The organism is Bacteroidota bacterium (assembly GCA_020402865.1).
Taxonomy (GTDB): domain Bacteria; phylum Bacteroidota; class Bacteroidia; order Palsa-965; family Palsa-965.
In genome coordinates, this window is the sequence record JADBYT010000033.1 from 92,816 (window position 1) to 104,914 (window position 12,099).

Genomic DNA, 12,099 nt, shown 5'->3' on the forward strand with positions numbered 1-12,099 from the left:
AAAGATAAGCCTCCGCCACACTCCGGCCACAAACCAAATACAGTTAGTGGCGGCGGGTGCTGAAACCAAGTGTGATGCCCATGCGCACCGCCGGACCAAAACGTGTGGCTTTGCGGCTTTCGAGCAGCGAATGCATAATCACATACTCATCGCCCTCATACTGCGGCGTTCCCGTGCTGAACTGTGCGTAATACAAACCAACGCCGGTAAAAAAATCGAAATACAAAAACTTCCTGGCCGAAAACACGCCGTAGTTCAGATAAGCCGTATAGGCTTTATCCGTAGGACTGAAGCGATATTCAGAAGCCACAAACTGCCCGGCCGCATTGTTTACATTGGCCCAAACCGGCAAGAGATTACGGTTTACGATTTCGAAAGTCGGCCCAACATAAAACGGCGACGAAGAAGACTGCGCCTTTGAGATAAACCGCAGCGACACATGAGCCCGGTAACCATCCCAGAACAGATTGCCATCTTCATTATCTATACTGCGGAATGCAAGATCTTCCTGCAGCACAAGATTGCGGTTTATCTTTTTGTACGAAGCTTCAATCTGAAAGCGGTTATTGCCCACTCCCACAGCCAGTCCGTAATCACGATAATCGTTGTATCGGGTGATGAGTGTAAGCGGATAAGTGGCCGCATAAATCATGAATCCCCCGCTCCGGCGGCGGTCGTTTTTTTCGCGTCGGCGTTGTTCTTCTGCGCGGGCTTTATCGCAACTTTTGGCTTGCTCAAGGGCTGTATTCTTGCGGGCGTTATCATCAAACATCTCGAAATAACGCGCCACAGTACGCCAGCCCTCACAATCTGAGGCAGAAAGAAGTTTTTGATACGCAATGGCCGCATCCAGACCAAGCGATTTATTGCCGCGCCTGTCGGCCAATGCGACTACTTTTTCAAGTTCGGATTTGGTGTAGGGATAATTGTAACGAAAGGCATTTGTGTAATATTCCTCTGCTTTACCCAAGTCATTTTCCTTTTGAAAAACGGCAGCCGCTTTCGCATAAATTTCTCCATTACCAATGAGCGAAGGGTTTGCCGCAAACACATCGTTGATGCGGTTGTAAGCAGTAATAATTGTAGGGTAATTATTCTCTTTGATGGTGCGGCGATAACTGGAATCCAGTTGCGAATATTCCACCGCAAGCTGATAAGCCATTTCGAGCATTTCCTTATCAAGCTGATTGAGTTTTTTCTTCTCGCCGATCACTTTTGTAATGGCAATATAGCGGTACCAGCTGTAAGATGAATTCCCCTGCGTCATCTGCACCGTTTTACGCGAACAGGCAAGCGATTTTTCTGAACGGCTTGTATTGGCACACACTTCACCAAAACCGGTATAAAATTCGATATATGTGCCTTGAAAATTATCATATTTGATGGAGTAGTTTTTTCCGTCATATACATATCTCAACGGAAAAATCGAGGGATTACCAAAGTAGTCGAAATCATTCTCGATATCCGTCATAATTTTATAGGCATCCTCGTTGCGCCCTTTCATCCCGTACACGAAAGCCTGCTGATAATAGAAATTGGCTCTGAAATAGCGGGCAACACGGCGTTCTTCGCTGCTTTCAGGAAGCACCCGCATGAGCGAGTCCAAAACGATAACGCCCGCAGCAGTACGTTGCTCTACATAGGCAATCTGATTCTCACTTAACGTTTTCGGCTTAAACGTATCTACCGTATCACGCATACGGTTGTACATTTTTACCGCATACTCAAGGCGTTGTGCGGTGGTGGCCTGTGCCATACAAAAATGGCCTGTAAACAAAAACAGCAGGGAAAACAAAAAGGATTTCATACGATAAATTACCGCTTTTACGACAAGAAAAACAATACGTCAGATGCCGTATTGTGTAGCTGGAAATAGCTGTATCATAAGCCGGTAAATTACGGTTTACATTTTCTTTTCTTCCACCATTTGCCCGCGCACAAACTCGCGAACGGCAATAAGCTTGCCCTGTTCGTCGTAAATTTTCCAGGTGCCTTCTTTCATTACATCACTCACTTCGGCGTTATACTGCATGGGGCCTTCTTCTTCTACTTTTCCGTTTTCGAAATACGACACATAGGTGTAGCGGAGTTTCTTTTTATCGGTGAGTTCAAGCAGGCTTTGCGGACGGTCTTTGCCGTAATAGAATTTGCGGATTACCGGATATTCATTCTTTTTTGCATTTTCCTCAATAAACTCCGGGCTTCCGTCTTCAAAGTATTCGTAGGTGGTTTCAGGTTCACCCTGATAATAGATAATATCGGAGCGGATCTGACCATTTTCGTAGTAAATGGTCATCTGGCAGTGATTATTGTCGGTATGACGGAAATGGCGTTCGAGTTTGCCGCTTTCGAAGTAGTTTTTGTAAATGCGCAGCTGTCCTTCCATGTAAAAGCCTTCGTGCAGGAGCTGGCCGTTGGTATAAAAATCCTGCCACCAGTTTGTGGCCGCATAGCCGGATAAGCCGTTGCGTACAGAATCGCCGCCGAGCGCCGCATTGAGTTTTTCGTAAATGGCTATGCCCAGTGTGGAATCATAGACCTGTGCCTGGGTGTAATACAGTTTGGTATTTTTTTGTTTACCGAGCTGGGCAAACAAATGCAGTGGCAAAAGTAAAACGGCAATTAACAGTGGGCGCATGAACTATTCCGGTTTGGGCTTTTGTACGAAAAGCCACAGCCGGAGGTTGCTCCGGCTGTGGCTGTCTTTTCAATAAAAATGAACAGCTTCTTAGTGAATGCCTTTAGCAGTAAGGTAACGCTCGGCATCGAGTGCGCCCATGCAGCCGCTGCCGGCAGCCGTAACGGCCTGACGGTAGGTTTTATCCTGCGCATCGCCCACGGCAAACACCCCTTCAATATTGGTTTTGCTGGTGCCGGGAGTGGTAACAATGTAGCCCTGATCATCCATATCCAGCCAGCCTTTAAACACATCGGTATTGGGCTTGTGCCCGATTGCCACGAAGAAACCGTAAATATCAATTTTGCGCTCCTCGCCTGTCTGGCTATTGAGAATAATGGCGCCATTTACCCCGCTGTCATCACCGAGAATTTCTTTGGTTTCTGAATGCCAGAGAATTTCAATGTTGGGGGTATTTTCTACACGGTGCTGCATGGCTTTTGAGGCACGCATTTCGCCACGGCGCACAATCATATATACTTTCCGGCAAAGTTTGGAGAGGTAATGAGCTTCCTCACAGGCAGTATCGCCGGCGCCCACAATGGCTACGTCTTTACCACGGTAAAAGAATCCATCGCACACGGCACAGGCCGAAACGCCGCCAATGCTGCGGAATTTCTGCTCCGACTCAATGCCCAGCCACTTGGCCGAAGCACCGGTAGCCACAATCACCGTATCGGCATGAATTTCGGTTTTGCCGTCATCCACCCACACTTTATGCACCGGACCGCTGAAATCAACTTTTGATACCCAGCCGTAGCGGATATCGGTATTGAATCGCTCAGCCTGTGCTTTGAACAGCTCCATCATTTCAGGCCCCTGAATGCCTTTGGGGTACCCGGGATAATTTTCAACTTCGGTGGTAATAGTAAGTTGTCCGCCAGGCTCCGGGCCCATGTACATTACAGGTTTCATATCGGCACGGGCGCTGTAAATTGCTGCCGTGTAACCGGCGGGGCCTGAACCGATAATCAGGCAGCGGTGGTGTTCGGGAGTATTGCTCATAAAGTGTGGTAATGTTCGTTTTGTGTTGTGCGGGGCAAAGGTACAAACAAGTATTTAACTGTATGTGACACCTGTCACCTTTGCCCCGCTCCACAAAAGTATTTACCCTACTCCACAATAAGTTTTTCAACCTCCGCGCTGCCATTGGCATGTACTTTACGCAAAATGTACACGCCCGGCTCCGCATCTTCAAGTGAAAGCTGCGATGTACCCGTGAACTGACGGCTCAGAAGGAGCTGCCCGTTTATGGCATACAACTCTACAGTTACCGGTTCGCTGCCGGCCTGAATGGTTACAAAGTCGTGGGCCGGATTGGGGTAAGCAATACCGGAAACCGGCACTTCCGTTTCATCACCGGTTTGCGGAGCTGCCAAACGCAGCGGGTTGCCCAAACAGTTGTATGCGGAAGCAGATACACTTGTGGCCTGCACCGGATAATTGCTTTCCACACCTGATACAATCTGCGAAATGGAAAGCTGCGCCGTAGTCATGTTTACACTGGTTGCGGTGAGACTGAATGCAGTAGCACAACCAGGCTGGGCAGCGCCCGAACGTTTCACCACACGTTGCACCCAACGTCCATTCGGAGTGAGATAGGCTGCTGAATAGGTGGGATAACCCGTTCCGCACGATTCGATAAGCGAAGAAGTAACTTCGTGCGCAGCATTATAGCTGGTTGCACCAAGTAAACCACCACTGTAATCAAGTTCCATGAGCATGGCCACCGCATTCCCGATTGTAGAAGCAGGAGATCTGTTTACAAGAATGCAAAGGCGTGATGAACTCAAATTGATGATGCTTGATACGTGATAATCATATTGTGTGCTGGCAGCATAGGTATAGCTCCAGATTGGTGTTACCGAAGCGTATGAATCATCTACACCAAATGCAAGCACAGCCATTGGAAACGATCCCCGCGCTACCGTAAACGCAAGCTGGGGAATGCCATTTTTCTTATACTCGGTCATGCGCACCGCCCCTAATGAGGCCGGTGTGGAAATATTATAACGTGCTCCCGGACAATACGAAAAAAGCAATCCGTCTATTGTGGAAATATTTACATAAAACACATTCCCGGTATTCTCGTAACCGGTCATACTGAATATGCGGTCGCCCATGTAATGACGAACAATAGCATCGGTAACAATTACCTTTACGGCAACCGGGTATTCAAATTTCCACACCACAGTTCCGTTTTCAGATATACGCACAGCCACCAGTGCGGCGCTGCCGTTTAACGCATTGGCATAGCCCGAAATAATGTAGCCATTGTTCGACGGTGAATTATTGAAAGAGGCAACCACCACACCTTCTACCATTGCGTAAGGGAAAGTAATTTCTTTCGACCAGATTACTGATCCCGAACTGTTTACTTTCATTACCAGCATCTGGTAGTTGGAACTTCGTCCGCAAATAATAAACTCATTTGCATTTACAATGCTTTGGCATACACTATTGCCGTATTCGTCTTCACCTGCCTGCCCGAACCGCCACGACGCATGGTGAAGTCCGCTTGGCTTTATTTGTGTGAGCAATACATCGGCCGACATATTCGGATCAAACCCAGTTCCGGTGCTAGTCATGGCGCAGGCCGCATTATGCGAAACCAGCGAACGGGCCTGTCCTGTACTCCACATATTCCCTGCCGATTCGGGGTAGAAATTATTATACGTTTGTGCGTTGCCAATGAAAGAAAGCAGCATGGATGCCGCCATCAGCAGCCCGGCCGCTTTTGCGGGTGTAAAATGTAGTTTCATGGGTTTAAATTTTAGTAAACGTGTTGTGCATGAGCTGCACGTTTACTAAATATAATTCACCCGAAAAGCTATTGCATGAAGAATGGATATCCGGCTATGCTCAGCGGATATTCGAAGCCAATAAATGTAAATTCGTAGAATGAAAATTACGGCCTCAGCACCAGCGTATCAAGCGTAGGCGAATAGCCGCAGAATATACCCAGCCCTCCCTGCACATTGGTTTCTACCACCCCCGGCGCGGCAAACGGATTACCCTGGTTGCTTACAATACTTTCGTAAGAGCGGAAAAACTCCACTTCTGCCGGACCAATGGAGCAAAACCTGACCACTACCGTATCGCCCAGCCTGAAGCGACCGCGCTCAGGGCCATCATCATCAGGCGCAGTGCTGCCGGGCTCCATGCCCCGGGTGTAGCCAAAATCAAAATCCTGCCCGTCGATAAACTTATCAAAAAATGCCGAGCCAAATGGCGGCAGGAAACGATCGTCGCGCCCCACCCGTTTGGCAAACCAGCGGTAGCCATTTCCCAAACCGGCAGGTTCATTGAGGTTGGCCCAGACAAAGCCCAGACTGTCGCTGCCGCCATCGAGTTCAAACCACAAACTATCCAGCGCAACGGGCTGGGGAATAGTAGTAACTGCGGTTACGGTTTGTCCGTTGGCCACCACCGTAAGTGTATAGGTTCGGCCCACCTGCCCCTGAATAACCGAGCCGCGATACACAAACGGAATGGGCATGGTAAAATCAATCGTCGGCCGGAGTGTATCGGTCTGTGTGCCATCTGTCAGTGTAACGGTGGCATTTGAAATGAGGTAACCGGCCAGTGAAGCAGAGTCAACCGGATCAAAATAACCGGCGCTGTTGGTGAGAGTTACCTGCGCAAATTCGCCGGTAAAGATGCCGCCATCCACCACAATTTTCGATTGCACTTCGGGCAGGTCGATGGTAATCTCTTTGGTACAGCCGGCAAACAGAGCGGCTGTAAAAACGAGCGGGAGGAAAATACGTGTATTCATCGCGCTTAGAAGTTAAAGTTCCATGTAATGGAGGGAAGAATGGGAAAGAGCGAAACCTGTTTGGCCGAAATATCAAGATTGCCTTCCTGAATGCTTCCTTCATTATCGAAATAGATGAAGAACGGATTCATGCGGTTATAGACATTATACACCGCAAAATTCCAGTTGCTTTGGTAAGGCAGTTTGCCAAACAATGTTTTCTTGCGGCAGGTGTATGTTACCGACACATCGGCCCGGTGATAGGGAGCCATGCGGAAGCTGTTTCGCGGGCCGTATTCATCTACAATAATACCTTCGATGAGGTAACGCGCCACAGGCAGCGTAATGGCATTGCCTGTGCCATACACAAACACGCCGCCAAAGCTGAGACGTTCGTTAAGATCATATACCAGCACTACCGAAAGATCATGACGGCGGTCGTACCGTGCCGGGAAACGCTCGGCGCTGATGTCGGGGAAATAGCGCCAGGTCCACGAAAGCGTGTAACCAATCCAGCCATTAAGTTTGCCCACGCGTTTTTTGAAGAAAAATTCAGCGCCGTAAGCTTCGCCGGTACCGAATACGAAGTTGTTATCGGTATTGTTATTTACGTTGTCTTCGGGCAAAGCAGACGGAGCAAACTCAATCTGGTTGTACATCTGTTTGTAATACACTTCCACCGAAGCTTCGAACATGTTTTTATAGAAGTTGCGGAAGTATCCGGCGGCATACTGGTAGCCGAGCTGCGGTTTCACCACATCAGAGCAGGGCACCCAGATATCGGTGGGAAGCGAAATGGGCGAAAGCGTGGCAAGATGCACGTACTGATAATTCTGCGTGAAGGATGCCTTGATGGATGATTTTTCGTTAATCAGAAAGCGCAGCGAAGCACGGGGTTCCAGTCCGCCGTAATCGGCCACTTTTTTGCCGCGTCCGTAAGTAACGGTATCCACAATGGTTTGCGTTACATCCTGCACAAACCTGTCGAACGGCCCCACCTGCACAAAATACGAGTAACGCAGCCCGATGCTTACAAGCAGGCGGTCGGTAATGTTCCAGTCGTCGTTGATGTAAATGGCCGCTTCGTGCGCAAACTGCTGCTTGAGTCCGCCGAGGTCAAATTCAATATCATCCTGCCGTGCAGACGCGTTGTTGGGTGTAAATGTGTGCCAGGTGTAGTTTGCACCGAAACGCACATAATGTTTGGTATTGGGCACCCAGCTGAAATCGAGCTTCTGGTTAATATCGCGGATGCCCGAAAAGAGTTTAAAGGCAAACCCGTCCTGCCCGGCCTCAAACGAAAACTTGTAATCGCTGAACACCGAAGTAGCATTCATAAACAGCCGTGGCCCGAAAAGGTGATTCCAGCGCAGTGAACCGGTGGCATTCCCCCAGGGAATATTCACCGAGAAATCATCTTCCGCATTGGAAAAGGTAAACACATCGCGTCCGAAATAGCCACTCAGAAACACCCGGTTTTTGCTGTTTATGTTCCAGTTTACCTTCGTATTCAGGTCGTAGAAATAATAGCCCGAGCCTTTAAACGGCGAATCATCTTTAATGAATGGTTCAGCCAGCACATCAATATAAGTTCGCCGGCCCGAGATGATGAAAGATGCAGTGTCTTTCTTAATCGGCCCCTGCACGGTCAGACGCGAGGCAATTACACCAATGCCGCCGTCCACATCAAACCGCTGGCTGTTTCCGTCTTTCATGGAAATATCGAGCACACTGGCCAAACGGCTGCCGTATTGCGCGGGCATACCGCCTTTAATCAGGTTGAGATCTTTTACCGCATCGCCGTTAAACACCGAGAAAAAGCCAAACAGGTGCCCGGCATTATATACCGTAGCCTCGTCGAGCAGGATGAGGTTCTGGTCGGGCCCGCCACCGCGCACGTAAAAGCCGGAATTTCCTTCGCCCGCACCTTTTACACCGGGCGTAAGCTGGATGGTTTTCAGAATATCCACTTCACCCATAAAAGCCGGGATCTGCTTTACCTGCTTCATATCCAGCTTTACCGCACTCATTTGTCCGTCCTGCACATTGGCATCGGCTTTCTGGTCGGTAATCACCACCTCTTTCATGTCGGTGGTCTTTGACTTGAGCTTTACATCGAGTGTGGTATTCTGTGTAAGGCGCAGGGTTTGCGTGTATGTTTCAAGCCCGAGATACTGCACCTGAAGCGTATAAGTCCCCGTATCAACGGTAATGCTGTAAAAGCCGTAAGTATTGGTAGTTGTGCCGGCCAGCGGGTTGCGCAGGGTAACAGTGGCACCAATAATAGCCTCGCCTGTAGCGTTTTCCTTTACGTAGCCGCTTAGCGTACACCGCGGACGCGCATTTTGGGCCGAAAGTGAAAAACCGGCCGCACAAAGGCATAGAAACAGAAAAAATCTAACCATAACCCCTTTTTAGGCATTTTTTTGCGCTGCAAAGCTACTGAAAGCCAATGTGCTGTTCTCTTTTTACACATTTTTATAGTAGTGAAAATGTGTTAAAGTTGTGTGAAAAGAGAAAGTTCTTACATTTGCACTCCCGCTAAGACGTTGGAAACGGTAAAATGTTTACAGGCTGGCGGAATTAAAATCGGGGTGTAGCGCAGTTGGTAGCGTACCAGCATGGGGTGCTGGGGGTCGTGAGTTCGAGTCTCGCCACCCCGACTTTTAGAAAGGCCTTTACGGGCCTTTCTTTTTTTTGTCCAGCCCCGGTTTAGGGTATCTGCTTTCTTTCTTTTGGTAAGAACCTCTTAGCTTTTTTGTTTTGCTTTGATTTTGAAGTTTTTTTACCCTATTAATAAAACTTCAGCAGCTGATCCCTGAAGAGGATCAGCTGCAAAAGCAAACGAAGAGCGGGTTAAAAAACAGAAGCTTAAAAAAGAAGAACCCTGACAGTTACTAGGGACTTACCAGATTCAAGCTGATATTAAAATAAAGCGGATTGGTCAATTGGTTCACCATCACGTAAGGAGCGTCGCTTACAAGGCCAAAGCCACGGTAAATTTCAGCGCCGTCTGTTAAACGATCCACATCATAACGATAGTTGATGCGATAGCCGGCTTGCACCGACATCCAAACGAAACCTTTCAGGGAAAATTCATACACCAAACGTAAACGAATTTCACCGCGACGAATTTCCAGATCTTCACGTCGCATATCGAAATTCGCTGACGGGTCATTATTGCGATACAAACGATAACTCTGTCCTTCCAGTTCGTAGCCTGCAAACACCATATTACGACTGTTGATGGTTCTGCGCACATGTGCACGGGCCGGGAATAAAATTTCAGTGCCCCATTTGTTGGAAGCATCGGTCCAGTTGAATAACACAATCGGGATATAATTCAATTCCCCGACCCGGTACGTTCTGGATACACCAATCCCCCATTGCTTCCGCTCTGTAGGTCGTTTTCCCCAAATCGCAGCAACAGAATATTTTAAATATCTGGCAGGCATTAATTTCGATAACTGAAAATCACCGCTCATATCCGCAGATCCTTGAAACAACAAAAACTGTTTGTCGTTAAGTGGTTTAAATACGGTGGTGTTTATGCCCATGGTGCGCAAGCCGTTATCGCGCAAGGCCGTCAACATCGGATTGCTTAACGAATTGCCATCTTTAAATTCGTATTGCTGCTCCCAATAGTTCGCGCCCAATTGCCAAACCAGACTTGTTTTGGAAACTACCGGTATGTTGCAGGCTAAACGCAAGCCATGCGAATAAGCTACTTCGCCGGTATCGGGATTAAAATTTCCCCAGGGAGCAAAGGGCGACTGCGACCGCAAAGAGTCTGCGATCATTTGATAACCCATTTGGTAATCGTAACCAACGGAAATTAATTTCGCCGGGCTCAAACCTTCTATTTTCGGACTGCAGAAACGCTTTGCGCCATCGTCGGCAAATCCAACGTTATCATACTGACCGTAATCTTCATCGTCCGCGGCACCAGCAGTAGTATCAACTTGTGCATGAAGCGAAGTGCAGGACAATGCCAATAATGCGGCACACCACGTACGCGTGATGAGGACTGAGTAGCGTTTTAACATCATGACTATTTCTTAACGACCAATCGTTTCCAAATGTCGGTACGTCCCAAAGCTGAAACACCGATATAACCGCGAATTTCCAAAGTATTCTCGTCGGTCATTTTAATCGTACAACTGTAGGTACTGCCGTTCAGCGGATCGTAAATGGTTCCGTCAGCCCATTCGTCTTTGCCTTTGTACACGAAGTCTTTCAGCATACGATAACCTTTCAAAGGCACATTACGCAAGCCCGGATCAGGGTTGTTTTTATCTGTTTTGGGCTGTTTGGTTTCCGGATCGGTTGGTTCCTTTAGCCACACTATTTTCCCGTAATACTTCGTACCGATTTTTTCCACTTTCACACGGGCACGTCCGTTACTGGGTTCCCAAACACCTAAAAGACGATCTCCTTCTTTCGTGTCTTGTACAAATCCCGAAAACAATCCTCCGAAGAGAATAAGGACCATGACTACAATAAACTTTTTCATTCTTGTTGGATTTTAGTTTGACGAATAAGATCCGTTATACAAATTGTATTCCCAAATTTCGTTTAGTGGTAAGTAAGTTCAAATTCGAACGTACCCTTAAAGGTGATGTCACCCTCCATATCCGCTGCCAGACCTGCGTCCACCACGATGTAGAATTGTTTTTCCTTAAAATAATCATCGGCATTTGCCTCCAAAGAAGGGATTAAAGTTACCTTCGTTGACCCCGGCGCAATGGGATTGAGCACTGCCAATTCCACCATTTTAAGTTCTGGATTATCACCTGCCAGACTTACTACAAAAGAATTGATACCATTAAAATTTGCAGAGTCTGCAGCTGTAATTTGAGCAGATTTGAGCACGGCACCGGTAATTTCTGAACCGTCAGCGTATTTGTCGCCAAGAATAGACTTTAAATCAACTGCGTACGTGTATTGCGCAGGATTTGAACCTTCAAACAAAGGTCCGCTCAGCGTAAATTCAACGTTCTCAATTTTGTATGTTGTTTTTTCACCACCACCACCGCAGCCAGCGAATACAGCAGCAAAAAGCAAGATTAAGGTGTAACCGATTTTTTTCATGCTGCAATATATTAAAATCCCGGACATGATCATGCTACACTCAATATAGCTTTAATGCGCTTTTGAGGATATTTTTCCAACTGCATCGGGCCGGGAAATTGTTTAATGTACTAAGTACGTTTTACAAGTATGTACCGAAGGTGGAAGGTGAACGCAAGGAGAAAACGGCCCGGCAAACGCTAAAAGCACCGTGGGAGTAGCCTCCAACAGCTTACCCAACTTCCGATCGGACACCGTCACCGGCACATTACCCAAGTGATTATACAGCTTCAAGCCAAGCTTTCGTTTGGGCGTAAGTGTATTCACGGCCGCCATCATGGCCTGCTTAGCAGGTGCAGCTGGATCAAGTTCTCCATTTACTTGCCCCCGCCCCGTGCGAAATCAGAGCTGATTTTTCTGCCTGTTACATTCCGAACAACCTTTATTCAGAGCTTGTTAGGATTTTTTCTTACTAATGATTTTGCGTCTTTTTTGACCGCTCTTCGTTGCTTTTTTCGCCAATCCCGACAATACTGTCGGGACAGGTATTGACTCAAAAAGCGCCTCAATCGGCCAAAAAATCCTGTAAAATCAA

General features: G+C 47.7%; 9 protein-coding genes and 1 tRNA gene. 1 reads left to right on the forward strand and 9 read right to left on the reverse strand.

Annotation, left to right across the window (positions count from 1 at the left end; translation table 11 throughout):
• Nucleotides 1-43: 43 nt before the first annotated feature.
• The 6 genes from IM638_18680 to IM638_18705 form a co-directional block, all read right to left on the reverse strand.
• The gene (locus tag IM638_18680) at nt 44-1,807 is read right to left on the reverse strand and encodes a hypothetical protein (GenBank protein ID MCA6365064.1); all 1,764 of its coding nucleotides are present in this window, start codon (nt 1,805-1,807) and stop codon (nt 44-46) included.
• Between the two features lie 96 nt (nt 1,808-1,903).
• Nucleotides 1,904-2,638 (reverse strand): hypothetical protein, encoded by a 735-nt coding sequence (locus IM638_18685; GenBank protein MCA6365065.1) that lies wholly within the window; start codon nt 2,636-2,638, stop codon nt 1,904-1,906.
• 90 nt (nt 2,639-2,728) lie between these two features.
• Nucleotides 2,729-3,682, reverse strand: coding sequence for a thioredoxin-disulfide reductase (trxB, locus tag IM638_18690; GenBank protein MCA6365066.1), 954 nt, complete (start codon nt 3,680-3,682; stop codon nt 2,729-2,731).
• A 107-nt stretch (nt 3,683-3,789) separates the two neighbouring features.
• On the reverse strand, nt 3,790-5,439 hold the full coding sequence (locus tag IM638_18695) for a T9SS type A sorting domain-containing protein (protein ID MCA6365067.1): 1,650 nt from the start codon (nt 5,437-5,439) through the stop codon (nt 3,790-3,792).
• A gap of 146 nt (nt 5,440-5,585) precedes the next feature.
• Nucleotides 5,586-6,455 (reverse strand): DUF4249 domain-containing protein, encoded by an 870-nt coding sequence (locus IM638_18700; GenBank protein ID MCA6365068.1) that lies wholly within the window; start codon nt 6,453-6,455, stop codon nt 5,586-5,588.
• A 5-nt stretch (nt 6,456-6,460) separates the two neighbouring features.
• On the reverse strand, nt 6,461-8,839 hold the full coding sequence (locus tag IM638_18705; protein MCA6365069.1) for a TonB-dependent receptor: 2,379 nt from the start codon (nt 8,837-8,839) through the stop codon (nt 6,461-6,463).
• 185 nt (nt 8,840-9,024) lie between these two features.
• On the opposite strand from IM638_18705, the gene IM638_18710 reads away from it, so the two are divergent.
• Nucleotides 9,025-9,097 (forward strand) — tRNA-Pro (locus tag IM638_18710).
• 234 nt (nt 9,098-9,331) lie between these two features.
• Here IM638_18710 and IM638_18715 read toward each other — a convergent pair.
• The 3 genes from IM638_18715 to IM638_18725 form a co-directional block, all read right to left on the reverse strand.
• On the reverse strand, nt 9,332-10,483 hold the full coding sequence (locus IM638_18715; GenBank protein ID MCA6365070.1) for a hypothetical protein: 1,152 nt from the start codon (nt 10,481-10,483) through the stop codon (nt 9,332-9,334).
• Nucleotides 10,484-10,485: 2 nt separating this feature from the next.
• Nucleotides 10,486-10,926 carry a DUF2147 domain-containing protein gene (locus IM638_18720; protein MCA6365071.1) on the reverse strand — a complete coding sequence of 147 codons (441 nt, stop codon included), beginning with the start codon at nt 10,924-10,926 and terminating at the stop codon, nt 10,486-10,488.
• A gap of 83 nt (nt 10,927-11,009) precedes the next feature.
• On the reverse strand, nt 11,010-11,525 hold the full coding sequence (locus tag IM638_18725; protein ID MCA6365072.1) for a hypothetical protein: 516 nt from the start codon (nt 11,523-11,525) through the stop codon (nt 11,010-11,012).
• Between the last annotated feature and the right edge of the window lie 574 nt (nt 11,526-12,099).